The following is a 22,848-nucleotide window of genomic DNA, read 5'->3' as shown; positions in this document are numbered from 1 at the left end:
TCCAGGGTATCCCCGCCGAGTGTGCAGCTACGGGTACATCGCCCGGGCGAGACGGACCGTAGGTGCACACTCGGCGGGTCAGGCGCGGTCGTGCAGCCACTCCACGATGCGGCCGACGGTGCTGTCCGGACTGCGGATCCAGCCGTTGTGACCCAGCGGCTCCGGCTGATGCCAGGTGGTGAGGTCCGCTTTCGGCATCTTCGCGACCAGGTTCTTGATCGCCTGCCGCGGTGCCAGGTCGTCGTCCTCCATGGAGATCGACAGCACCGGCAGGGTCAGCCGGCCGATCCGCTCCTCGTAGTCGATGTCGGCTCCGGTCGGCTCGATGGTGCCGGTGCGCGCGAACCTGGACCAGTCCCCGATCAGCACCTTCGACTGCCTGCCGAACCCGCCGACGTCCAACCGGTCCCCCGGCCAGAACCCGGCGACGTTCGCCGTCACCGACATCGCCGCCGTTCCGGCCAGCAGCGCCGCGCCGCGCACCACCCCGTGGCCGCGGTGATACGGCGAACCCGACGCCACCAGGATCAGCCCGCCGAGCTTTCCCCTGGCCCTGGCCGCGTACATCACCCCCAGCTGCCCGCCCATGCTGTGCCCGAGCAGGTACGGGGTGCTGTCCGGGAACCGCTCCCGCACGACCTCGAAGGTGGCCGGATAGTCGACGGACGCCAGTTCCTGATACCCGTAGCTGCTGTCCGCGCCCGGCCGGGGCCTGCTGTCGCCCTGCCCGCGGAGCTCACCGACCGCCGCGTTGAATCCGTGTGCGACCAGCGCCTCGGCGACCGGATCGTAGAACCCGCCCGGCACGCCGAGCCCAGGGAAGATCACCACCACCGGCGCCGCCTCCCGGCCTGCGAACAGCCGTACCGCGATGGTGGTGCCGTCGGGCATCTGAATCGGAATGGTGTCCACGGTTCCCATACTCTCTCGCCGCGGCGCCTGCCGACAGGATTCGGACATCGCAACCGCTGATCCACTTGTCAGCTGCCCACATTCGGGGTCTGCCATCCCGAGGAGCTCAGCGAGTTCCTCGCGCCGGAGTTCACCCGTGGTGGGACCTCCCGCCGGGCTCGGGCCGGTCAGTCCCCCAAGGAGTCTCGCGCCCGGCAGACGATGCGCGGATCCGGGGTTCCGACCACCTCGTCGTCCCGGTTCTCGTAGTCGAAGCGGCTGAGCACGTGCCGCATCGCGTTGATCCGGGCGCGCTTCTTGTCGTTGCTCTTCACGACGGTCCACGGCGCGATGTCGGTGTCGGTGAACCTGATCATCTGCTCCTTGGCAGCCGTGTACGACTCCCACTTGTCCAGCGACGCAAGGTCCATCGGGGAGAGCTTCCACTGCCGGACCGGGTCCACCTGCCTGATCGCGAACCGGGTGCGCTGCTCGTTCCTGGACACCGAGAACCACAGCTTGGTGAGGCTGATCCCCTCGTCGACGAGCATCTGCTCGAAGAGCGGGGCCTGCCGCAGGAAACGCGCGTGCTGGTCGTCGTTGCAGAAGCCCATCACCCGCTCGACGCCCGCGCGGTTGTACCAGGAGCGGTCGAAGAGGACGAGCTCCCCGGCCGCGGGCAGGTGCTCGACGTATCGCTGGAAGTACCACTGGCCCTGCTCGCGGGCGGAGGGCTTCTCGAGGGCCACCACCCTCGCGCCGCGGGGGTTCAGGTGCTCCGTGAACCGCTTGATGGTGCCGCCCTTGCCGGCCGCGTCCCGACCCTCGAACACGATCACGTGCCTGCGGCCGGTCGCCTTGGACCAGTTCTGCAATTTGAGCAGCTCGATCTGCAGCAGCCTCTTCGCCATCTCGTACTCGGCGCGCTCCATCCGCTCCGCGTACGGGTACCCCTCGCGCCAGGTGTCGACGGCCCGCCCGTCCGCCGCGTTGACCAGGATCGGGTCGTCGTCATCGTCGTCCCGGACCGCGAACGCGGAGGTGTCGGCGAGATCCACTGGGTGGTCGAATTCGGTCATCCGCGGACGGTAACCGCCGCGCTCGTCGGCGCGGTGTCGCCCAGATGAACGCTTGCACCGCATCTCGGCGCGCTCCGCGATTCCACCTGATCCAATAACGGACGCATAACGTCGATGCATCAATCAATTGAGTCGGCAACGAAAGCCCGATCGCGCCCGTCGCCGACGCTCATCCTGGCGACATGACCACCTCGAGTCCGACCCCAACCAAGCTCTGGGTTCCCCGCATCCTGACCGCACTGGTCGCGAACGGTGTCGTGCTGTGGATCGCCGATCTGGTACTCGGCCCGTTCCACATCACCTATCCCCTGTGGTTCATCGTCGGCACGATCCTGTTCACGTTGGCCACGCTGTTCGTCAAGCCGCTCATCACCCGCCTGCTGAGCACCGTGCCGGGCCTGCGCGCCTACACCTGGGTCGTCAACCTGGTCGCGACGTACCTCGTCCTGCTCATCGTGGTGCTGCTGACGAACGACTTCCAGATCCGGGGCTTCTGGACCTGGGTGTGGGCGACGCTGATCATCTGGATCGGCTCGGTGGTCTACGACGAATTCGACGACAAGCTCGAGTCGACCATGAGTTCGGGCCTGCACAGGGCCTCCGGTAACCAGGTCGACTGATCACCTCGTCGGGGGCAGACCCCGCCCCCGACGACAAGACGGCGCCGACCCCGCGTACTCCGCGGGATCGGCGCCGTCACTGTCGCATGAGCTGTCGGGTCTGCTACAGACCGATCGACGCGGCCAGCATCGGCCACGACTTGTGCAGGTCGTCCTGCCAGTAGCCCCACGAGTGGGTGCCGTTCGGCCGGAAGTCGACGACGGCCGGGATGCCGAGCTCACCGAGCCGCTTGGACAGGTTGTTGGTGCAGACCAGGGTCGCGCCCTCGATCACGCCGCCGAGCAGCGCCTGGTTCGCCAGACCGGAGATGCCACCGGTCTCCTCCAGGTTGTCGTGCGCTCCGGGCAGTCCGTTGCCGGAGGAGATGTACAGCTGGGTCCCGCGCAGCTTCTCCGCATTGACGACCGGGTCGTTCGCCACCCAGGCCGCGTCGTTCTTCGCGCCCCACATGTTCTCGACCTTGGCGCCGCCCCGCGACTCGACGACCATCTTGATGTAGGCCCGGCCCATGTCGGTGCTGGTCTCGGCACACCCGCTGTAGGAAGCGACGCTCTTGTAGAGACCCGGGGCTGCGATCGCCAGGTTGAGCACCGAGGTGCCGGTCATGGAGATGGCCGCCATCGAGTTCACACCGTTGGCCTTGAACTCGGAGTCGATCAGCCCCGGCAGTTCCTTGGTCAGGAAGGTCGCCCACTTGTTCCGGCCGAGCTTCGGGTCGTCCTTCTGCCAGTCGGTGTAGTAGCTGAAGGCGCCACCGACCGGGGTCACCACGTTCACGTTCTTGTCCGCGAAGAACGTCGCGACGTCCGTGCGACGCTGCCAGGTGGCGGAATCCTCGCCGCCGCCCGCGCCGTTGAGCAGGTACAGGGTCGGCCGCGGCACGCTGCTGTCCATCGGGCGCTGAACCTTGACCGGGATGGTCTTGCCCATCGAGGCCGAGTACACGTACGCGGTCACCTGACGCCCACTGCCCTCGACCCGCTCGATCTTCGAGCCGGACTGCTCGCCCGAGGGTGCGGCGGTCGCGAGTCCGCCCGCGCCGATCAGGGGAAGGATCATCAGGGCCGCAGCGGCTGCTGCCAGCCGCGCCTTGCGGGCGCCGGATCGACGAAGGTTGCTCATGTGTGCTGCACCTGACTGTCTATGGGCCGAGATCGGTGGGTGTTCGGTACTTCTCTACAGAACGGGGGTCCACGCGCAGGTACGCATGGACCCTCGGCTTGCTGCGGGTGATCTTACGCAGGCACAGCGCCTGCGTTGTCAGCGATCCCGCGCCGACAGTCTCACCCGGAAGGCGTACGACTGTCCCCGGAATCGCAAAACTGACCCCACGGCAGACAGCGGCCGGGCTCCACACGGGAGCCCGGCCGCCATCCAGGGGGATCAGCTGAACTGGCTCAGCAGCTGGTAGAGCTCGAAGAGCGAGATGATGGTGCTGATGGAACCCATGTGATCCTCCAAGAATTGACCTACCGCAGAAACTGCGTGTGACCCCTCGCCACAGGAAACGAACTTAGTGGACCGAGCGTCCGTAACGGTGACCTACGTTGGTCGCTCCGGTGAACACCGTGTTTCCGCAGGTGACCCCGCCCACGAGCGAGGCCCGGGCCACCCTGATCGGGTGACCCGGGCCTCGCCGGGTGGAACTGGTGTGGCTGTGGACTAGAAGTCCATGCCGCCCATGCCGCCGGTCGGATCGCCAACGGGCGCTCCGGCCTTCTCCGGCTTGTCGGCGACAACGGCCTCGGTGGTGAGGAACAGGGCCGCGATCGAGGCTGCGTTCTGCAGCGCCGAGCGGGTGACCTTGACCGGGTCGTTGATGCCGGCTTCGAGCAGGTCGCCGTACTCGTTGGTCGCGGCGTTCAGGCCGTGGCCGGCGGGCAGGTTGCGAACCTTCTCCGCGACGACGCCGGGCTCGAGGCCGGCGTTGAACGCGATCTGCTTGAGCGGGGCCTCGAGGGCGACACGAACGATGTTCGCGCCGGTGGCCTCGTCACCTTCGAGCTTCAGGTCGTCCAGCGCGGGGGCGGACTGCAGCAGGGCCACGCCACCACCGGCAACGATGCCCTCCTCGACGGCGGCCTTGGCGTTGCGCACGGCATCTTCGATGCGGTGCTTGCGCTCCTTGAGCTCGACCTCGGTCGCGGCGCCGGCCTTGATGACGGCGACGCCACCGGCCAGCTTGGCCAGGCGCTCCTGCAGCTTCTCGCGGTCGTAGTCCGAATCCGAGGACTCGATCTCGGCGCGGATCTGGTTGACGCGACCGGCGATGGCGTCGGCGTCGCCTGCACCCTCGACGATGGTGGTCTCGTCCTTGCTGACGACGACCTTGCGGGCGCGGCCGAGCAGCTCGAGTCCGGCGGTCTCCAGGGAGAGGCCGACCTCTTCGCTGATGACCTCGCCACCGGTGAGGATGGCGATGTCGGCGAGCTGCGCCTTGCGACGGTCACCGAAGCCGGGGGCCTTGACGGCGACCGACTTGAAGGTGCCACGGATCTTGTTGACCACCAGGGTGGACAGGGCCTCGCCCTCGACGTCCTCCGCGATGATGACCAGCGGCTTGCCGGACTGGATGACCTTCTCCAGCAGCGGCAGCAGGTCCTTGACCGTGGAGATCTTGGAGCTCACGAGCAGGATGTAGGCGTCCTCGAGGACCGCTTCCTGACGCTCGGCGTCGGTCGCGAAGTACAGCGAGATGAAGCCCTTGTCGAAGCGCATGCCCTCGGTGAGCTCGAGCTGCAGGCCGAAGGTGTTGGACTCCTCGACCGTGATGACGCCTTCCTTGCCGACCTTGTCCATGGCCTCGGCGATGAGCTCACCGATGGACGGGTCGCCAGCCGAGATACCGGCGGTGGCAGCGATCTGCTCCTTGGTCTCGACCTCCTTGGCGGTGTCGAGCAGGCGGGCGGTGACGGCCTCGACGGCCTTCTCGATGCCGCGCTTGAGACCGAGCGGGTTGGCGCCGGCCGCGACGTTGCGGAGGCCCTCACGAACGAGAGCCTGGGCGAGCACGGTGGCGGTGGTGGTTCCGTCGCCGGCGACGTCGTCGGTCTTCTTGGCGACCTCCTTGACCAGCTCTGCGCCGATCTTCTCGTAGGGGTCCTCGAGCTCGATCTCCTTGGCGATGGACACACCATCGTTGGTGATCGTGGGGGCGCCCCACTTCTTCTCCAGGACGACGTTGCGACCCTTGGGTCCCAGCGTCACCTTGACTGCGTCGGCGAGGCTGTTCAGGCCACGCTCGAGGCCGCGACGTGCCTCTTCGTCGAACGCGATGATCTTGGCCATTGCGAAGTGATCCTCCGGATTGGGGTGACACACCAGGCGACCGCTCGTCGGGTCGCCTCATGACGCATTTACGCCTACGGCCAGGCTCGGCGCCCGCGACGGACGACCAGGGGTGTCGATGGGATCCCGATCTCACCGTCCCGACCTGGCACTCGCATGACGCGAGTGCCAAGTGCCTTTTTAGCACTCAGGTGTGGCGAGTGCAAGGTCGGGACGGCTCGGTCAGCGCATCGCGCAGACGGCGCCGGTGTTCAGATTCACGGCGAAGGACAGCGGGCCGACGCACTTGACGCCGGACGCCTCCGCGGTCGCTCCCGAGCCCCAGCCCGCCACCGAGATGGTGGTGTGGCCGTTCGAGGCGTTCGAGTGCGAGATGCCGCCGCCGATGGCGTACGCATGCGCGGCGCCCGCGTCGCGCGAGGAACTGAGCGCGACACCGAAGCCGGTCGCGACGCTGTTCGCGGATCCACCGTTGGCCACGCTCACCGCGGTGCCGCTGTCCATCGCGGTCGCCCCGGCGTTCCCGACGGTCGCGGTGGCGCCGCAGCTCGCGTCACCGATGACCCTGATGTCGTTGGCCGAGGGCGGGGAGACGCAGCCGACCTGCGCGGCGGAGGCGATGCCGGAGCCGGCGACCGCCATGCCTCCCGCGATCGCGATGCCGACCGCCAAACTCGCGCCCGCGCGGGTGATCGAAGGGATGAGGGCGTGGACGCGGGGCATGAGCTGAATCGACACGGAACTCCTCGAAAGCAGAACGAACAGATACCGACGCGACGGTACCGAAGACTTGCCCGACAACGACCGGATCGACATATCTCGATTCGGCACCGGTTTCCTGGGCTCGAGCCGGGTGGCGACGGCCGCGGCCCCGGACGCCTCGATCACATCTCGGCGAGTAGGCCGGGAAGGTCCGCGACCGAGTCGAGCACATGCCCTGGAGCGGCCTCGGCCGCCTCGAGGACGCACTGGCGGAACTTGCCGGTACGGACCAGCACCCCGACGAATCCGGCGCGCTGCGCCGCCAGCACGTCGTTCTGGAGATCGTCGCCGATCATCACCGTCCGCTCGGGCCTGCTCCCCATCAGCCCGGCGGCCGCCAGGAACCCGGCCGGAGAGGGCTTGCCGATGACGGTGATCCGCGCGTTTCCCGCCGCCTCCAGTCCCGGCAGGTAGGCCCCGGTGTCGATGCGGATGCCCTCCGCGGTGGCCCAGGTCAGTCCGCCCTGCATCGCGACCACCGGCACCCCGTCGAGCATCAGCTCCACCACCCGGCTCAGCGCGGCGTGGTCGAACTCGGGCCCGGCCCCGCCGAGGACCACCACCTCCGGCCGCTCGGCGTCGAACTCGATGTCCGTCATGTCCCCGGCGATGTCGCCGTGGTTGATCAGCAGGCAGCGCTCCCCCGGGTGCGTCGAGCGAAGGTGCTCGGCGGTGAGCGCGGCGGCCGTGACGATCTCGTCCGCGTCCACCGCCATGCCGCAGTCGCACAGCGCCGCCGCGATCTCGGCCCGCGTCCTGGAGGTGGTGTTGGTCAGGAAGGCGCGCGCGATCCCGCGCTCGCGCACAGTTACGAGGGCTTCCGCGGCGCCCGCGATCGGCTGCCAGGAGGTGACCAACACCCCGTCGATGTCGAACAGCACGCCCTCGACCGCGGGCACGGTTCACGCCCCCGGCTTCTGCGCGACCACGAAGGTCCGGAGGAAGGGGAAAACGGTCCCGAACGGGCCACGCGGATACACCTGCCGCAGGCGGGACCCGTACTCCGCCTCGAAGTCCGCCGTCTCGGCGGCGGACAGCCGATCGAGGACCGGCCGCAATCCGGTGCCGCGCACCCACTCCAGCACGGGATCGGGCCCCGGCAGCAGGTGTTGATACTCGGTCCGCCAGACCGCGACCCGCAGTCCCGCACCCAGCAGCAGCTCGAGATACTCGGCCGGTTCGGCCACCGGGCCGTCGTGTCGCAGCACCCCGCCGAGTCGGTCGCGCCACGGCGGCGACTCGGCGAGCTCGCGCATCAACCGGTGCGAGGGCGAGCCGAAGTTCGCGGGCACCTGGAAGGCGAGCCAGCCGCCGGGCTCGAGCTCGGCCGCCCACCCCGCGAGCAACTCGCGGTGCGACGGCACCCATTGCAGCAGCGCGTTGCTCACCAGCACGTCGACCCCCGCGGCGGAGAAGTCCTCCGCGCCGCCAAGCGCGAACTCGACGCGTCCGGGGCGGCGGCCACCGAGGGCCTCGGCGATCATCTCCAGCGAGGAGTCGATGCCGAGCACCTCGGCGGTCGGCCACCGCTCGGCCAGCGTCGCGGTCAGCGTGCCCGGCCCACAGCCGAGGTCGACGACCCGGCGGGGGCCGACGGCCCCGACCTGCCCGACCAGATCGAAGAACGGCCTGCGACGCTCCGCCCCGAACAGCGAGTACTGCGCCGGATCCCACTGCATCGCACCCGCGGGCGGCGGCGAGGCCCCTCGGTCCGGATCGGTTCGGCCGGCGCTAATGGACGTGGTCCTGCCAGTCCGCGGGCACCCGGCCCGCCGGGCCCGGCACCGGCTGGTCGACCGGGTGGTGCCGCGGCGGGGCCAGCTCGGGTCCGTCGTACATCTGCTCGGTCTGGAAGTTCCAGAACCAGTCCTCGCCCGGCTCGAAGCTCTGGATGAACGGGTGCCCGGTCGCCGCCGCGTGCGCGGTCGCGTGCTGCCCGGGCGAGGTGTCGCAGCACCCGACGTGCCCGCATTGGGCACATCGGCGCAGGTGCACCCACCAACCTCCGCCCGCGTCGCAGTCGACGCAGCCCGGCCCGCTCGGTGCGACGTCCGGATCGATCCCGGCAATCTCGGTCATCGTGATCCTCCCGTGCGTGCGACGGTTCGGTCCCTGGGGTCGAGTATGCCGCGAAGTCAGCGCGGCGTGCGCCCCTTGGCGGCGAGCGCGTTGAGGACCGCCGCGGCCTGCTCGGCGCCGTCGACGGTGACGGTGAACCGCGAACCGTCACCGCGCGTGATGCGCAGCGCGGGCCCGGGCCGGACGATGAGCCCGGTGCCGTCGGGGCCCACCCGGTAGCCGAAACCGCCGAACCTGTTCAGGATCCCGACGGCGACGACGTCGGCCTCCGCGATCTCGTCGAGCGGGATGCGGGTCGGCCTGCCGGTGATCGGCGTCCGGGCCGTCAGCCCGGTGGCGTCGACCGTGACCCGAACCGGCGCCAGCACCAGGGCCATCAGCGCGGCCGAGACCGCGGCGACCACCAGCACCAGCACGAACGAGCTCGATCCGAAGGCGACCAGCCCGAGCACCACCGCGACGGGGAGCACGCCGACCACGGCGGCCAACCAGGGCGGCATCGCTGCCGACCCGGACCAGGCGACCTTCTCGCTGTCCGCCAGCGCGATGCGTGGCGCGTCCTCGCGGGGCGGTCGCTGCGCGGTGGCGGGTCCCGGCGAGGGCGACGCCGCGTACCCGATCGCGGCCGCGGCCAGGCCCGCCGCCACGGGCAGCACCATCCACCAGCCGCTCAACGAGGCCTCGGCGGCATCCGCCAGGCCGCGCTGCGGTGCGAGCAGCGCGACCGGGAGGGCCGCGACGAAGGCCCCGGTGCCCGACCCCACGGCGGCGCCGACCCGAGCCGACCGCAGGTCCCGCCGGGTCAGCAGGAGCAGCAGCAGGCACAAACCGAGCGCGAACGCGAGGCCGATCAGCGGAGACCACCGCGCGGCGCCCGTCGAGCCGAACCCGTCCGCCGCGCCACCCGGGCCGAAGTGCACGGCCACCGGGTCCGGCAGCTCGGCGAACCACGCCCGGATCAGGGCAACCGCGCCCACCGCGGTGAGCGCGGGCGGCAGCACGGTGGCGGCGAGGGCCCGGAGCCAGCCGACCCTGGGGAATGAGTTCGAGGCGGTCATTGCATCTCCTTTTTGACGAGTGCGGTGAGTTCGGTGGCGCCCATGCCGATCCGACGGGCCTCCGCAACGAGGTCGCGGAGCGCCTCCTGCAGCCGGCCGCGGGTGGTCGCGTCGGCCGTGACCACCGCGCCGCGACCGCGCCGCAGTTCGATCAGGCCCTCGTCGCGCAGCAGCTGGTAGCCCCGCAGCACGGTGTGGACATTGAGATCGAGCGAGGCCGCCAGGTCGCGGGCCACCGGGAGTCGCTCGCCCGGTGCCGCCTCGCCGACGGCGATGGCCCTGCGCACGCTCGAGGCGACCTGTTCGTAGAGCGGTTCCGCCGCGGTCTGGTCGATTCGTATCAGCACGCTTTGATTATATTGTTCTAGTTCCAATAGAACAACTTGGCCAGGCGAGAGTGCACCTACGTGCGCGTTCACCGGGAAGGGGTGGCGGAAACTGCACACTCGCCGCCGGCGCCGTGGGTCAGAACAGACCGCGCTCGATGTCCTCGATCTCGCCGTCGGTCAGCAATCGCTCGAGCTGTTCACCCGGCCACGACTTGGGACGACCCTTCATCCGGGCCGATTCGAGGATCGGGACGGATTCATGTCGTACGTGCTGGAGAACGACTGGGATCTTCACGACGGATCACTCCGGTGTCTGCGTGGTTCAAGTACTGCGTGGATACCAATTTCATCGTCAATCATCCCCCCGGCATTACAGCGAAATCCACCCCTGAGGGGCGCTCATTTGCCGCGCTCGGCCCCCGCCGCGCCCTACGGGAGGGTCCGGCGGCGGCGATATCCTGGAACCAGCTCCTATCACCGGAAGATCCGGAGGTGGCCCGTGCGCGATCGATACGCCGCGCTGGCCCTCGCCCTGCTCCTCGCCGGCTGCGCGAGCGCCACCGACACGAGCTCCCCCGAGACCTCCGCCGCCCGCAGCGTGGTCGCGTCCGCCCCGCCCACCGTCGAGGTGACCGAGCTCCTGACCGGGCTGAACAAACCGTGGGATGTCGCGGTCGCGCCGGACGGCACCCTCCTGACCGGGCAGCGCGGCGGCGGCTTCGTAGCGCGGCGGCCCGACGGCTCGGTCACCAGGCCGACCGCCGACCTTTCCGATCTCTACGTCTCCGGGGAGACCGGCCTGATGGGCATCGCGCTCGATCCCGGGTTCGCGAGCAACCGCCGGGTGTTCACCTGCCAGGGGCACCGGACCGACGGGCCGATCGACGTCCGATTGCTGTCCTGGACCGTGGATCCGGAATGGACCGCGCTGACCAGGACGGGCGTGGTGCTCTCCGGCCTGCCCAGCACGGGCGGGCGGCACGCGGGCTGCCGGATCCTCCCCGCACCCGACGGCAGCCTGTTCGTCGGCACCGGTGACGCCACCATCCCCACGGCCCCGCAGGACCCGCACTCGCTGGGCGGCAAGGTGCTGCACATCGACACCGACGGATCCCCGGCGGCGGGGAACCCCGATCCGGCCAGCCCCGTCTACACCCTCGGCCACCGCAACGTGCAGGGACTGAGCTTCCGCCCCGGCAGCGGGCAGCTGTACTCGGTGGAGCAGGGAACCCACCGCGACGACGAGGTGAACGCACTGGTGCCCGCGGGCAACTACGGCTGGCGGCCCGACCTCGAACCCGGCCGGTACATCGAGGCCGTGCCGATGACCGACCCCGACAGGGTCCCCGGCGCGCGCGGGGCGGTGTGGAGCTCGGGCACCCCCACCCTCGCCACGGCCAGCGGATCGTTTCTCCTCGGCCCCGGCTGGGGCGACTGGTCGGGCGCGCTCGCGGTCGGGACGCAGCAGGGCGAGAAGGTCCTGCTACTGGGGCTCACCCCGGACGGTCTCGGCGTCGAGCGGCAGGCCTCTCTCCTCGAAGGTCGGTACGGCCGGATCCGCACGGTCAGCGGACAGCCCGACGGGACGCTGCTGGTCACCACCGACAACGGCCGCGACGACGTGGTGCTCCGGCTGACTCCGCGCCCCTGACCCCGAGCCATGCCAAGATCGGGCCTTGACGAACGCCAGCGATCCGGCAAGATATCCGTAACGGTGCGTAGCACTAATCCTCGTAGAACCGGAGAAAGCCCAGTGACGAACACCCTCGAAGCGAGCATCGAGATCGCCGCTCCCCCCGCCGCGGTGTGGGCCGTGGTCTCGGACCTCAAGCGGATGGGCGAGTGGAGCCCACAGTGCAGGCGGATGCACGTCTTCGGCGAGGTCACCCACGGCACCAAGACGTTCAACCTGAACAAGAAGGGCCTGTTGGTCTGGCCCACCACCTCGAAGGTGGTCCGCTTCGAGCCGAACAAGACGATCGCCTGGCGGGTCGTGGAGAACCACACCATCTGGACCTACGCGCTCGAGGCCACCGATACCGGCACCCGCCTCACCGAGCGTCGCGAGGCGCCGACCGGCACCACCAAGATCTCGTCCTTCCTCATCGACAAGATGATGGGCGGCACCGCCGACTTCGAGATCGACATGGTCGCAGGCATGAACACCACCCTCGCCCGGATCAAGTCGACCGTGGAAGCGGCGACCACCGCACGGGCCTGACCTTCAGCGTTCTTCCCCTAGCAGCGCCGCGACCGCTCGTTGGTCGCGGCGTTTCGCGTTCTCCAGGGCCGTCCGGCCGTCCGAGTCCTCGATCGAGGGGTCGGCGCCCGCCGCGAGCAGCTGCCCGATCACGTCGAGGTAGCGGGCCGATCCGTCGCCGTAGACGACCGCCTCCTGCAGTGCGGTCCAGCCCGGTTCGTTGACGTGATTCACCGGCACGCCCGCCCCGATCAGCATCCGGACCGTCGAGACGTGTCCGTGCTCGGCCGCCGGGATCAGCGCGGTGCCGCCGAACCGGTTGGTGGCGGACACGTCCGCGCCGTGCGCCAACGTCAACGCCAGGATCTCGTCGTACCCCTCGGCCCCGGCGTACAGGAACGCCGAGTCCTCCATGTCGTCCTTCGCGTTCACGTCCGCGCCCGCCGCCACCAGCACCCGGGCCGTGTTCACCGAGTTCGACTTCGCCGCGGCCACCAGCGGGGTCCGGCCGCCGTCCCCGCCGGCCTCCAACGCCGCGCCACCCTGGAGCGCCGCACGGGCCGCGTCCGCATCATCCGCCCGGACCGCCGCGAACAGCGACCCCTCCAGCTCCGGGGTCGAGGCGGGCCTGATCTCGGGCGACGGCGCGGGCGCGGGTTCCGACGCGGGGACCTGGGTGGTGGCAGGCCGGGCGCCGACCGCCTGCTCCTGGCCGCCGCAGGCGGCACACGCGACCACCGCCGCGGCCAGGACGACGACGGCCGACGCGCGCCTCATGTGGGCGTTCACCGCTACCGCAGCGCTCATGCCTACTGCAACGATGTGGCGATGGCGTCGAGACCGGCCGCGGCGCAGGCCTGATCGGCCATGCCGTCCGGGGCCCCGCCAACGCCGATGCCGGCGATGGACGCGTTGCCCGCCTTCACGGAGACGCCGCCCGGCAGGAACAGGGTGCCGTCCAGGTCCGCGACGGTGGCGCCGTCACCCTTGGCGCGACCGGCCAGATCGCTGGTATTGGCACCGAAAGCCGCTGCCGTGTAGCCCTTCTGGCGGGCCGCCTCGACGGTGTGCTGTGCCGCGTTGTCGCCGCGCAGCATCGCCTGCACGTTGCCGTTGCGATCGACCACGGCCACGGTGACGAAGCCGAGCCCGTCTGCCTGGCACTTCGCGAGCGCGGCCTGCGCGGCCGCGCCTGCGGTCCCGACGGTCAACCGGTTCGCGGTCGCCGTGCCCTTCGTGGCCTGGTCGCCCGCGGCAGGCGCCGCGACCGCGGCGGTGGTGACCGGGGCGGCCGACGCCGCCTTCTCGTCGATCCCGCTGCCGCAGGCCGCGGTGGCGAGGACCGCCGCCAGCGGGACGGTGACGGCGAGGGCCTTGGGCAGTCGGCGGGAGAGGTTCATCATGGTTGGCCTTTCGGTGGCGAGGTGACCGACCGTGCGCGTGTCTCACCCCGATGGGGGTACCGATCGCGCACAGTCGGGCTGACGGATTCCAGCCTCGCCGCCGCGCCAACCCGCCCGCATCGGGCCGATGTCTGCCTCCCGATCAGCCGTCCGGGGACGCGGAGATCATCCGAATGGCCGATCCGGCGGCGGCGCCCGCTCCGTAGGATCGACCCGATGTCCAGTCCTGTCACCGCCCGCGGCGACCAGGTCCCGGCCGACCGGGACTCCCACGGACCGCTCGACGTCGCGATCCACGTCTCGTTCTACGTGCTGCTGGCGACCTCGACCGCCCGATACCTGACCTATCACGGCGTCAGCGGCCGGTTCGTCATCGTCGCGGCCCTGATCGTCGCGCTGGCCGCGCTCTACACCGTGACCGTGGCCCTGTCCCGCCGGGCGGGCGTCTGGCAGCCCTGGGTGTGGCCGGTGCTGACCACCTGGGCGGTGCTGGTGTGGCTGGCGCCGAGCTTCGCATGGTGCGCGTTCCCGATGTTCTTCCTCTGCACCCGCGCGTTCTTGAGCAGGACGGCGTACTTGATCGTCGCGGGGCTCGCCGTGGTCACCAGCGTCGCCTTCTTCAACTTCAGCGGCCGCACCGAGTGGGCCGTGCTGATCGGACCGATCTGCACCGGCGCCCTCGTGGTGATCGCGTACGGCCAGATCGAGCGGGACAGCCGGGAACGGGTTCGGCTGCTCGAACAGGTCGCCGAGGCGAAGTCGCGGCTCGCCGAAACCGAGCGCGCGGCGGGCGTGCTGTCCGAGCGCGAACGGCTCGCCCGCGAGATCCACGACACCGTCACCCAGGGCCTGACCAGCAGCCTGCTGCACCTCGAGGCCGCGGACCTGGCCTGGGACCAGCCGCACTCACCCGCGCGCGAGGAGGTACGGACCGCGACCGCGTCGCTGCGCGAGAACCTCGCCGAGACCAGGAACCTGGTGCACTACCTCGCCTCCCCCAATCTCGAGACGCAGAGCCTGGACGCGGCCCTGCTCAGCGCCGCGCGCGGGCACTTCCCTGCGGCTCAGCTGCGGGTGGTCGGCGTGCCGGCCGCGCTGCCTGCCGAGGTCGGCCACGCGCTGCTGCGGATCACCCAGAGCGCGGTGTCGAACGTGTCAAGGCACGCGGACGCGCAGACTCTGGGGGTGACCCTGACCTACCTGCCCGGCGCCGTCGCCCTCGATGTGTTCGACGACGGTCGCGGCTTCGCGGCCGATGCCGTCGGCGACCATTCCACGGCAGGCGGGTTCGGCCTCCGCGCGATGCGGCAACGGGTGCAGGCACTCGGCGGCACGCTCATCGTGGAGAGCGCCCCCGGCGAGGGCACCGTCGTCGCCGCCCAGATCCCCTACGGAGGCGAGCGATGACAGCGACGACCGTGATGCTGGTCGACGACCACCTGGTGGTGCGGGCTGGGCTGCGGGCCCTGCTGGACTCGCAGCCCGACATCGAGGTGATCGGCGAGGCCGATTCCGGCGAGCAGGGCGTGGACATGGCCGCGGCGCTCGCCCCGCGGCTGGTGATGATGGACCTCGCGCTCGGCGCGGGCATCGACGGTGTCGAGGCGATCCGCCGGATCCGCGCCGCCTGCCCCACGCTGCCTGTGTTGGTGTTCACCACCTACGACACCGACGCCGACGTGGTCAGGGCCATCGACGCCGGCGCCATCGGTTATCTGCTCAAGGACTCGGCGCCGCAGGAGATCTTCGCCGCCATCCGTGGGGCGGTCGCGGGCCAGAGCGTGCTGTCGCCCCCGGTGGCATCGCGGTTGCTGCAGCAGATGCGACGCCCCGACGAGGCGCTCACGGCACGCGAGGCCGAACTGCTCACCCTGCTCGCCGAGGGCCTGACCAACAAGGAACTCGGCAAACGGCTGTTCATCAGCGAGGCCACCGTCAAGACGCACCTCGCGCACATCTACGCCAAGCTCGGGGTGGACACCAGGGCGGCGGCGGTCTCGGTCGCGTTGCGCCGCGACGGGATTCGCTGACGGCCCGCTGTCGGTGGCCCGGCCTACCGTCGTGCTCTCACCCGACGGAAGGCAGACGATGAGCGAAGCGGACCCGATCATGACCGGCATCATGGCCGCGCAGGAACTGGCGAACGGCGGTGATCGGGCGGGCGCCCGCGCGGCGTTCGCGACGTTGTGGGAACGGACCGGGCCCGACGGGGATCCGCTGCACGCCGTCACGATCGCCCACTACATGGCCGACGTGCAGGACGAGCCGGCGGACGAGCTCGACTGGGACCTGCGCGCGCTCGAGGCGGCGGATTCCCTCACCGACGAGCGCGCCCAGCGACACCACTCGTCGCTGCATGTGGCGGGCTTCTATCCGTCGCTGCACCTGAACCTCGCCGCCGACTACGCCAAGCTGGGCGAGGACGACCGGGCGCGGGCGCACCTCGAGCTCGCGGAGGCGTGCGTCTCCACGCTGTCGGACGACGGCTACGGCGCGACCGTCCGTGGCGGCATCGCCCGGCTGAGGGAACGGCTCTCACAGGCCGGGTGAGACAACCGGCGGCGGGCTCGTTCACCCAGCTCAGCGGCGGCCGGGTCCCCCTTCCTTGCCCGTCTCGGCTAGCCTGTGGGTGCCCGAGCCCGGCCTCGAAGCCGCCCGGGCGCACGTTCTCGCCGGACAGCAAGACGAACAGTAAGAGGAGCCCGTGGCCCGCCGCCCCATCCCGATTGGCACCCCGCAAACCACCGGTATCGCGCACGTCGCGGAACTGGTCCGCAACACGGTTCCGCCGCTGCATCCGGCCGGGATCCCGTTCGTCGTGGCGCCGCTGACGGTCGCGCTGCTCGGACGCAACCGCAAGTGGGTCCGCCGCGCGGGTCTCGCGGCCGCGGGCGCCAGCGCCGCCTTCTTCCGCCACCCCCACCGGGTGCCGCCGAACCGCGCGAACGTCGTGGTCTCCCCCGCCGACGGCGAGGTCGCCCTCGTCGACACCGCCGTCCCGCCCGCCGAGCTGAACATGGGCGACGCCCCGGTCCCCCGGGTGAGCATCTTCCTGTCCGTGCTGGACGTGCACGTGCAGCGCAGCCCCGTCGCGGGCGAGGTGCTCGCCGTGGTCCACAAGCCGGGCAAGTTCCTCTCCGCCGACCTCGCCGAGGCCAGTGACGCCAACGAGCGCAACTCGATGCTGCTGCGTACCGAGGCCGGTCACGAGATCGCCGTCGTCCAGATCGCCGGACTGTTGGCCCGGCGCATCGTGTGCGACGCCAACGTCGGCGACCGGCTCCCGATCGGCGACACCTACGGCCTGATCCGGTTCGGGTCCCGGGTGGACACCTACTTCCCCAAGGGCACCACCTTGATGGTGGAGCGGGGACAGCGCGCCATCGGCGCCGAGACCGTCCTCGCCCTGCTCCCGTGAACACACCGAAGCGCACCGTCGCCGCGGCGGTGACGGCCAGGAGGACGGCGGCGTCCGGGCTGTTCCTGCTGCCGAGCACCATCACGATCCTGGCGCTGTGCGGCGGCCTGTCCGCGGTCAAGTTCGCCCTCGACGGCAAGCTCGGCATCGCCCTCGCCATGATCGGTGCGGCCGCGGTGCTGGACTCGCTGGACGGCCGGATCGCCCGACTACTCGACGCCACCAGCAAGATCGGCGCCGAGCTCGACTCGCTGTCCGACGCCATCTCGTTCGGCGTCGCCCCGGCGCTGGTGCTGTACGTGACGCTGCTCGACGCGGGCAGCGCCGGCTGGATCATCGCGCTCGTCTACGCGGTGAGCATCGTGCTGCGGCTGGCCCGCTTCAACACCCTTCTCGACGACGACTCGGCGCCCGCCTACGCGAGCGAGTTCTTCGTCGGTGTGCCCGCCCCGGCGGGCGCGCTGATCGCGCTGACCCCCCTCGCGGCCTTCGTGCAGTGGGGCGAGGGCTGGTGGTCGTCCTTCTACGTGGTCGCCATCTGGACCATCCTGTCCGCCGCGCTGATCGTCAGCCGGGTACCCACCCTCGCGATGAAGACCTTCGCCGTGCCGAAGCGGATGGCCGCGGCGCTGCTGGTGGTCGTCGCACTGGTGGCGGCCGCCCTGGTCACCTACCCGTTCGTCCTGATGATCGTGCTGGTCTTCGCCTACCTCGTGCACATCCCGTTCGCGGTTCGCTCCAAGCGGTGGGTCGCCGCGCGCCCCGAGGTGTGGGACGTCAAACCGGCCGAGCGCCGGGCGATCCGGCGGGCGCCGACGGGCGACGGCGGCCGGGTCTCCGCCGCGCGCCTCGGACTGCGACGCCCCCGGTAGCCCGGCCGCGTCGTCGGCGTCACCAACGCCGACGACGCACCCTTTTTCGCCAGATCGCACAGCCGTTGCACCCCCAACCGCTGTGCGATCTCGTCATTTCCGGCGCGAACCTGTCGGTACCTGCGCGGAATCCGGCAGACCCGGCCGCGCACTAGGCTGGTCCACGTGAACTCTCCGGAACTCGCGCTCACCGCCCGGTTGAACACCTCCGCCTCCGACGCCCGCCGCGGCGTGGTGCGACTGCACCCCGAGGCGCTGGCCGCGCTGGGGCTGCGCGAGTGGGACGGCATCGCCGTGATCGGCGCCAGGCGGACCGCCGCCGTGGTCGCGCTGGCGCCCGCCACCACCCCGACGGGCACCGCGCTGCTCGACGACGTCACCCTCTCCAACGCCGGGCTCAAAGAGAATGCGCGCGTGGTGCTCTCACCCGTGACGGTGTACGGCGCCAGGTCCGTCACCGTCACCGGGTCGGCCCTCGCGGCTGCGTCGATCCCCGACACCACGCTGCGACAGGCACTGCTCGGCAAGGTGCTCACCGTCGGCGACACGGTCTCGCTGCTCCCCCGCGACCTCGGGCCCGGCACCAGCACCGCGGGCGCGACGCAATCGCTGGCGCGCACCTTCGGTGTCGCCTGGACCTCGGAACTGCTCACCGTGACGAGTGTCGACCCCACGGGACCGGTGAGCGTGCAACCCAATTCGGCGGTCAGCTGGGGCATCGGTGTCGCGGTACCCGGCGCGGGCGCGGTGCCGTCCGTCGAGACGCCCGCCGCACTGGCCGCCGCACCTGCGCCCGCACCCGTTCCGCTGGCCGACCTGGTCGGCGTCGACGCCCAGGCCGCCAAGCTCAGCGAGTGGCTGAAGCTGGCGCTGGACGAGCCGGAATTGCTGCACACGCTCGGGGCGTCGCCGCATCTCGGCGTGCTCATCACCGGGCCCGGCGGGGTGGGCAAGGCGACGCTGGCGCGGGCTGTTCTCGCCGAGCGCACCGTGGTCGCGCTGGACGGCCCGGGGATCGGCGCGCTCGATTCGGCCACCCGGCTGCAGCGGGTGTCGGACGCGGTTGCCCGCCTCACCGGCGCCGCGGCCGGGGAGCCGCACGAGCGCGGGGTGCTGCTCATCACCGACATCGACGCGCTGCTGCCCGCCGAGCCGGAACCGGTCTCCACGCTCATCCTCGACGAGTTGCGGCGCGCGGTGGACACCCCGGGCTGCGCGTTCGTCGCGACCACCGCACATCCCGATTCGCTCGACGACCGGGTCCGCGGCCAGGACCTGTGCGACCGCGAACTCACCGTTGCGCTCCCCGACGGCCGGCTGCGCAGGGCGCTGCTCGAGCTGATGCTGCGCAAGGTCCCGACCACCGACCTCAAGCTCGATGAGATCGCCGCGCGGGCACCGGGTTTCGTCGCCTCCGACCTCGCCGCCCTGGTCCGGGAGGCGGCACTGCGGGCCGCGGCGCGGGCCAGCAGCAGCGGAGAGGACCCGAACCTGATGCAGGAGGACCTGGTCGGCGCCCTCGACGTGATCCGCCCGCTGTCGCGGTCGGGCACCGAGGAGTTGGCGATCGGCAGCGTCACCCTCCACGACGTCGGGGACATGGTCGAGACGAAGCAGGCCCTCACCGAGGCGGTGTTGTGGCCGCTGCAGCACCCGGATTCCTTTGCCCGCCTCGGGGTGGACCCGCCGCGCGGGGTGCTGCTGTACGGCCCGCCCGGGTGCGGCAAGACCTTCGTGGTCCGCGCCCTCGCCAGCTCCGGCCAGCTCAGCGTGCACGCGGTCAAGGGTGCCGAGCTGATGGACAAGTGGGTGGGCGCATCGGAGAAGGCGGTGCGTGAGCTGTTCCAGCGGGCCCGCGACTCGGCCCCCTCGCTGATCTTCCTCGACGAGGTGGACGCGCTGGCCCCGCGCCGCGGACAGAGCTCCGACTCCGGCGTCACCGACCGGGTGGTGGCGTCGCTGCTCACCGAACTCGACGGTGTCGAACCGCTGCGCGACGTGGTGGTGCTCGCCGCGACCAACCGGCCGGACCTGATCGACCCGGCGCTGCTGCGCCCCGGCCGGATCGAGCGGCTGGTCTTCGTGCCGCCGCCGGACGCCGAGGCGCGCAAGCAGATCCTGAAGACCGCCGGGAAGTCGATCCCGCTCGAGGCGGACGTCGACCTCGATGCGCTGGCCGAGGCTCTCGACGGGTATTCGGCGGCGGACTGCGCGGCGCTGCTGCGGGAGGCGGCGCTGGCCGCCATGCGTCGCAGCGTAGACGCGGCGGACGTGACCGCGGCGGACGTCGCCGCGGCCAGGAAGGCGGTTCGCCCGTCCCTGGACCCCGAGCAGGTGGCACACCTAGCGGCGTACGCCGAGAATCGCTGAGGCTACCGGCCGGGTGGCCACGGGACTAGCATCCGTGAGCATGCCGAGCCGCCGCCCGTTCCGCCCGCTCGCCCGCGCCTGCACCACCCTGCTTCTGCTCGTCGGAGCCTTCGCGATCGCGGCTCCGCACGCCTCGGCCGCACCGCCGCAGGAGTCGGCGACCACCTGGCTGTGCAGGCCCGGCCAGACCGACGACCCGTGTGGCGGACGATCAGGCGCGCCGATCGACTGCTTCTACGTGTATCCCACCGCGTCGCTCCAACAGTCCGTGAACGCGAACCTCGACGCCTCACCCGAGCTGCGCACGGTCGCCCGCACGCAGGCAGAGCCGTTCGGTGAGAAGTGCAACGTGTGGGCTCCGGTGTACCGCCAGGTCACCCTGCGCGCGCTGTTCACCGGGACGGCCGAGGAGCGCAGCGCCGCGCTCGATGTCGCGTACGACGACGTGGAAAGGGCGTGGGACGACTACCTGGCCCATCACAACAACGGCCGCGGGGTGGTGCTGATCGGCCATTCGCAGGGCACCCGGATGCTGCGGATGCTGATCCACAATCGCATCGACGGGAAACCCGTCCAGCCACAGCTGGTCTCGGCACTGCTGCTCGGCGGTGACGTGCTGGTCCGCAAGGGCGCGACCGTGGGCGGCGACTTCGACTCGGTGCCCGCCTGCACCGACCCCGCCCAGACCGGGTGCGTCATCGCCTATTCGGCGTTCTCGCGGACACCGCCGCCCGACACCCGCTACGGACTCTCGCCGCGTAACGCGGGGACGTCGGGCACCCGCGCGAATCTGCCGTTCGGCCCCGAATACGAGGTGCTGTGCACCAATCCGGCCTCGCTGCACGACAACGCCGAGGCCCCGATCCGCGGCGTCGTCGCCGGGCGCGAGGTGGATGCCTTCCGCGCCCGGTGCACCGGGGGCGACGGACCACACGTGCTGATGGTCGAGGGCCGAGGCGCCGCCCTGCTGCCCGCACTCCCGACGGAGAACTGGGGTCTGCACCTGCTCGACGCAAACCTCGCGCAGCGGGACCTGGTCGACCTCGTCGGCGCCAAGAGCGCTGTCTACACGCGCTGACGCGCTGCGCGTCGCGATGCACTCGCGGTGGTCCGCGTGGATACTCGAGTAACCGGCGACGACACCAACCATGAAGAGAGCGAATGGCACCCATGGAGAATCCGTCTCAGCTGATAGATGCGAGGATCGAGGAGCTCGGTGACTGGCGGGGCGAAATGCTCGCTCACATCCGAACTCTCATCAAGAAGGCCGACCCGGATGTGGTCGAGGAATGGAAGTGGCGCGGAGTCCCGGTCTGGTACCACGCCGGAATGATCTGCACCGGTGAGACATACAAGAAGATCGTCAAGGTCACCTTCGCCAAGGGAGCCTCACTGGACGACCCGTCGGGCCTGTTCAACACCGGCCTCGACGGCAACACCAGGCGGGCCATCGACATCCATGAGGGCGACACGATCGACGACAAGGCGTTCATCGCGCTCATTCACGAAGCCGTGGCACTGAACACGGCCTAGGCCGGCGAACACCGGGCGTCGGACAGGTGCTCGCGTACCTGTCCGACGCCCGGTGTCGTTGACGGGATCACCCCGCGGAGAAAGACGCGCGCTAGATCCAGCGGGCGAGGAGCTGGTTGGCCCGCACCGCCAGCGCGGCCTGCAGCAGCGGGCCGAAGCTGACCCGGCCGACCCCGAGGGAGGCGTAGCTCGCCTTCTCGCCGCGCACCGGATCGGCGATCGCGTTGACAGGCAACGGCAGCTCCGAGGTCAGCCGCTGGTACACCTCGTCGCTGTGGAACCCGACCGGGTACAGCGAGTCCGCGCCCGCCTCCGCGGCCAGCTTCAGCCGCGCGATCGCGCGCTCGACGCGATCGGACTCGTCGCCGACCTGCTTGATGAACAGGTCGGTACGGGCGTTCACCACGATGTGCACCCCGGCGGCGTCCGCCGCCCGGCGCAGCCCACCGACGAAGTCCGCGTGCTCCTGCGCCTCGCGCAGCCTGCCGCCCTCGCTGTGCACAGTGTCCTCGATGTTGAGCCCGACGGCGCCCACCTCGATCAACCCGGCGATCAACCGTTCAGGGGTCTGCCCGTAGCCGGACTCGATGTCGACCGAGACCGGGACGTCGACGGAGGCGGTGATCTGCGCGACGCGGGTCAGCAACTCCTCGAAGCTCATGCCCTCGTTGTCGGGCTTGCCGATCGAGTCCGCCACGGGGTGGCTTCCCACCGTCAGCGCCGCAAACCCGCCCTCTGCGGCCAGGTTTGCCGACCAGGCGTCCCACACCGTAGGCAGGATCACCGGATTGCCGGGCTGATGCAGCTGCAGCAGGGTGGTCGCCTTGTCGTTGATCGAAGTCATGCGCGCTCCTCGCGTCGTAGTCGGTCGTCACGATCCTGGCATGCGGGGACCCCGATCGCCCGGTTGCCGCCGCGGCGGGGCGCGGTCGGTTAGCGTCGAAA

The 22,848-nt window shown here is 70.6% G+C and carries 25 protein-coding genes; 11 read left to right on the top strand and 14 right to left on the bottom strand.

Annotated features, from left to right (window positions below):
* Positions 1–78: 78 nt before the first annotated feature.
* Positions 79–912, bottom strand: coding sequence for an alpha/beta fold hydrolase (locus JOE46_RS22525; RefSeq protein WP_097210340.1), 834 nt, complete (start codon positions 910–912; stop codon positions 79–81).
* Positions 913–1,079: 167 nt separating this feature from the next.
* Positions 1,080–1,970 (bottom strand): polyphosphate kinase 2, encoded by an 891-nt coding sequence (ppk2, locus tag JOE46_RS22520; RefSeq protein ID WP_097210179.1) that lies wholly within the window; start codon positions 1,968–1,970, stop codon positions 1,080–1,082.
* 182 nt (positions 1,971–2,152) lie between these two features.
* Between ppk2 and JOE46_RS22515 the strand changes: the two genes are divergently transcribed.
* Positions 2,153–2,590 carry a phage holin family protein gene (locus JOE46_RS22515; RefSeq protein ID WP_097210178.1) on the top strand — a complete coding sequence of 146 codons (438 nt, stop codon included), beginning with the start codon at positions 2,153–2,155 and terminating at the stop codon, positions 2,588–2,590.
* A gap of 103 nt (positions 2,591–2,693) precedes the next feature.
* Here the strand turns inward: JOE46_RS22515 and JOE46_RS22510 are convergent, their stop codons facing one another.
* The 9 genes from JOE46_RS22510 to JOE46_RS22470 form a co-directional block, all read right to left on the bottom strand.
* Positions 2,694–3,713 carry an alpha/beta hydrolase family protein gene (locus tag JOE46_RS22510; RefSeq protein WP_097210177.1) on the bottom strand — a complete coding sequence of 340 codons (1,020 nt, stop codon included), beginning with the start codon at positions 3,711–3,713 and terminating at the stop codon, positions 2,694–2,696.
* Between the two features lie 540 nt (positions 3,714–4,253).
* The gene (groL, locus tag JOE46_RS22505) at positions 4,254–5,879 is read right to left on the bottom strand and encodes a chaperonin GroEL (protein WP_077040567.1); all 1,626 of its coding nucleotides are present in this window, start codon (positions 5,877–5,879) and stop codon (positions 4,254–4,256) included.
* 222 nt (positions 5,880–6,101) lie between these two features.
* Positions 6,102–6,602 (bottom strand): DUF6764 family protein, encoded by a 501-nt coding sequence (locus tag JOE46_RS22500; RefSeq protein ID WP_097210339.1) that lies wholly within the window; start codon positions 6,600–6,602, stop codon positions 6,102–6,104.
* Positions 6,603–6,763: 161 nt separating this feature from the next.
* The gene (locus JOE46_RS22495) at positions 6,764–7,540 is read right to left on the bottom strand and encodes an HAD-IIA family hydrolase (protein ID WP_097210176.1); all 777 of its coding nucleotides are present in this window, start codon (positions 7,538–7,540) and stop codon (positions 6,764–6,766) included.
* 3 nt (positions 7,541–7,543) lie between these two features.
* Positions 7,544–8,320, bottom strand: a complete 777-nt coding sequence (locus tag JOE46_RS22490) for a methyltransferase domain-containing protein (RefSeq protein ID WP_097210175.1) — start codon at positions 8,318–8,320, stop codon at positions 7,544–7,546.
* A 52-nt stretch (positions 8,321–8,372) separates the two neighbouring features.
* On the bottom strand, positions 8,373–8,720 hold the full coding sequence (locus JOE46_RS22485; RefSeq protein WP_097210174.1) for a UBP-type zinc finger domain-containing protein: 348 nt from the start codon (positions 8,718–8,720) through the stop codon (positions 8,373–8,375).
* 56 nt (positions 8,721–8,776) lie between these two features.
* On the bottom strand, positions 8,777–9,778 hold the full coding sequence (locus JOE46_RS22480; protein ID WP_097210173.1) for a DUF1648 domain-containing protein: 1,002 nt from the start codon (positions 9,776–9,778) through the stop codon (positions 8,777–8,779).
* Positions 9,775–10,125: a GntR family transcriptional regulator gene (locus tag JOE46_RS22475; RefSeq protein WP_097210172.1), complete on the bottom strand. Its 351-nt coding sequence runs from the start codon at positions 10,123–10,125 to the stop codon at positions 9,775–9,777. Before JOE46_RS22475 ends, JOE46_RS22480 begins: the two co-directional genes overlap by 4 nt.
* 118 nt (positions 10,126–10,243) lie before the next feature.
* Positions 10,244–10,402, bottom strand: coding sequence for a hypothetical protein (locus JOE46_RS22470; protein WP_209929276.1), 159 nt, complete (start codon positions 10,400–10,402; stop codon positions 10,244–10,246).
* A gap of 204 nt (positions 10,403–10,606) precedes the next feature.
* On the opposite strand from JOE46_RS22470, the gene JOE46_RS22465 reads away from it, so the two are divergent.
* On the top strand, positions 10,607–11,758 hold the full coding sequence (locus JOE46_RS22465) for a sorbosone dehydrogenase family protein (protein WP_374102908.1): 1,152 nt from the start codon (positions 10,607–10,609) through the stop codon (positions 11,756–11,758).
* A 102-nt stretch (positions 11,759–11,860) separates the two neighbouring features.
* Positions 11,861–12,328, top strand: a complete 468-nt coding sequence (locus tag JOE46_RS22460) for an SRPBCC family protein (protein ID WP_209928533.1) — start codon at positions 11,861–11,863, stop codon at positions 12,326–12,328.
* A 3-nt stretch (positions 12,329–12,331) separates the two neighbouring features.
* On the opposite strand, the gene JOE46_RS22455 is transcribed toward JOE46_RS22460, so the two are convergent.
* Together JOE46_RS22455 and JOE46_RS22450 are read right to left on the bottom strand one after the other, a co-directional pair.
* Positions 12,332–13,114, bottom strand: coding sequence for an ankyrin repeat domain-containing protein (locus tag JOE46_RS22455; protein ID WP_245221145.1), 783 nt, complete (start codon positions 13,112–13,114; stop codon positions 12,332–12,334).
* Between the two features lie 2 nt (positions 13,115–13,116).
* Positions 13,117–13,707, bottom strand: coding sequence for a heme-binding protein (locus JOE46_RS22450; protein ID WP_209928531.1), 591 nt, complete (start codon positions 13,705–13,707; stop codon positions 13,117–13,119).
* A gap of 219 nt (positions 13,708–13,926) precedes the next feature.
* Here JOE46_RS22450 and JOE46_RS22445 point away from each other — a divergent pair, with 219 nt between their 5' ends.
* The 8 genes from JOE46_RS22445 to JOE46_RS22410 all read left to right on the top strand — a co-directional run bounded on the left by JOE46_RS22445 (position 13,927) and on the right by JOE46_RS22410 (position 21,903).
* A complete protein-coding gene (locus tag JOE46_RS22445) occupies positions 13,927–15,117 on the top strand; it encodes a sensor histidine kinase (protein WP_097210169.1) in 1,191 nt (396 codons plus the stop codon).
* On the top strand, positions 15,114–15,740 hold the full coding sequence (locus tag JOE46_RS22440; protein WP_209928530.1) for a response regulator transcription factor: 627 nt from the start codon (positions 15,114–15,116) through the stop codon (positions 15,738–15,740). The genes JOE46_RS22445 and JOE46_RS22440 overlap by 4 nt, the downstream gene beginning before the upstream one ends.
* Before the next feature lie 58 nt (positions 15,741–15,798).
* Positions 15,799–16,260: a hypothetical protein gene (locus tag JOE46_RS22435; protein WP_209928528.1), complete on the top strand. Its 462-nt coding sequence runs from the start codon at positions 15,799–15,801 to the stop codon at positions 16,258–16,260.
* A 154-nt stretch (positions 16,261–16,414) separates the two neighbouring features.
* On the top strand, positions 16,415–17,128 hold the full coding sequence (locus JOE46_RS22430; RefSeq protein ID WP_097210168.1) for a phosphatidylserine decarboxylase: 714 nt from the start codon (positions 16,415–16,417) through the stop codon (positions 17,126–17,128).
* A 59-nt stretch (positions 17,129–17,187) separates the two neighbouring features.
* Complete coding sequence (locus JOE46_RS22425) at positions 17,188–18,000, top strand: phosphatidylcholine/phosphatidylserine synthase (protein WP_097210335.1); 813 nt, start codon at positions 17,188–17,190, stop codon at positions 17,998–18,000.
* A gap of 165 nt (positions 18,001–18,165) precedes the next feature.
* A complete protein-coding gene (locus tag JOE46_RS22420; RefSeq protein ID WP_209928527.1) occupies positions 18,166–20,370 on the top strand; it encodes an AAA family ATPase in 2,205 nt (734 codons plus the stop codon).
* Positions 20,371–20,410: 40 nt separating this feature from the next.
* Positions 20,411–21,448: a DUF3089 domain-containing protein gene (locus JOE46_RS22415; protein WP_209928526.1), complete on the top strand. Its 1,038-nt coding sequence runs from the start codon at positions 20,411–20,413 to the stop codon at positions 21,446–21,448.
* Positions 21,449–21,531: 83 nt separating this feature from the next.
* Complete coding sequence (locus JOE46_RS22410; RefSeq protein WP_374102907.1) at positions 21,532–21,903, top strand: DUF1801 domain-containing protein; 372 nt, start codon at positions 21,532–21,534, stop codon at positions 21,901–21,903.
* Positions 21,904–21,994: 91 nt separating this feature from the next.
* On the opposite strand, the gene JOE46_RS22405 is transcribed toward JOE46_RS22410, so the two are convergent.
* Positions 21,995–22,747 (bottom strand): isocitrate lyase/phosphoenolpyruvate mutase family protein, encoded by a 753-nt coding sequence (locus JOE46_RS22405; protein WP_097210165.1) that lies wholly within the window; start codon positions 22,745–22,747, stop codon positions 21,995–21,997.
* Positions 22,748–22,848 lie beyond the last annotated feature (101 nt).

This window comes from Rhodococcus sp. PvR099, assembly GCF_017833315.1.
Lineage (GTDB): Bacteria > Actinomycetota > Actinomycetes > Mycobacteriales > Mycobacteriaceae > Rhodococcus_G > Rhodococcus_G oryzae.
This window is presented reverse-complemented; position numbering and strand designations above follow the sequence as displayed.

Coding starts and splice junctions, on each gene's coding strand:
- ppk2 (WP_097210179.1), bottom strand. CDS start 1,970: ATGACCGAATTCGACCACCCAGTGGATCTCGCCGACACCTCCGCGTTC.
- JOE46_RS22515 (WP_097210178.1), top strand. CDS start 2,153: ATGACCACCTCGAGTCCGACCCCAACCAAGCTCTGGGTTCCCCGCATC.
- JOE46_RS22510 (WP_097210177.1), bottom strand. CDS start 3,713: ATGAGCAACCTTCGTCGATCCGGCGCCCGCAAGGCGCGGCTGGCAGCA.
- groL (WP_077040567.1), bottom strand. CDS start 5,879: ATGGCCAAGATCATCGCGTTCGACGAAGAGGCACGTCGCGGCCTCGAG.
- JOE46_RS22500 (WP_097210339.1), bottom strand. CDS start 6,602: ATGCCCCGCGTCCACGCCCTCATCCCTTCGATCACCCGCGCGGGCGCG.
- JOE46_RS22490 (WP_097210175.1), bottom strand. CDS start 8,320: ATGCAGTGGGATCCGGCGCAGTACTCGCTGTTCGGGGCGGAGCGTCGC.
- JOE46_RS22485 (WP_097210174.1), bottom strand. CDS start 8,720: ATGACCGAGATTGCCGGGATCGATCCGGACGTCGCACCGAGCGGGCCG.
- JOE46_RS22480 (WP_097210173.1), bottom strand. CDS start 9,778: ATGACCGCCTCGAACTCATTCCCCAGGGTCGGCTGGCTCCGGGCCCTC.
- JOE46_RS22455 (WP_245221145.1), bottom strand. CDS start 13,114: ATGAGCGCTGCGGTAGCGGTGAACGCCCACATGAGGCGCGCGTCGGCC.
- JOE46_RS22450 (WP_209928531.1), bottom strand. CDS start 13,707: ATGAACCTCTCCCGCCGACTGCCCAAGGCCCTCGCCGTCACCGTCCCG.
- JOE46_RS22445 (WP_097210169.1), top strand. CDS start 13,927: ATGTCCAGTCCTGTCACCGCCCGCGGCGACCAGGTCCCGGCCGACCGG.
- JOE46_RS22440 (WP_209928530.1), top strand. CDS start 15,114: ATGACAGCGACGACCGTGATGCTGGTCGACGACCACCTGGTGGTGCGG.
- JOE46_RS22435 (WP_209928528.1), top strand. CDS start 15,799: ATGAGCGAAGCGGACCCGATCATGACCGGCATCATGGCCGCGCAGGAA.
- JOE46_RS22415 (WP_209928526.1), top strand. CDS start 20,411: ATGCCGAGCCGCCGCCCGTTCCGCCCGCTCGCCCGCGCCTGCACCACC.
- JOE46_RS22410 (WP_374102907.1), top strand. CDS start 21,532: ATGGCACCCATGGAGAATCCGTCTCAGCTGATAGATGCGAGGATCGAG.
- JOE46_RS22405 (WP_097210165.1), bottom strand. CDS start 22,747: ATGACTTCGATCAACGACAAGGCGACCACCCTGCTGCAGCTGCATCAG.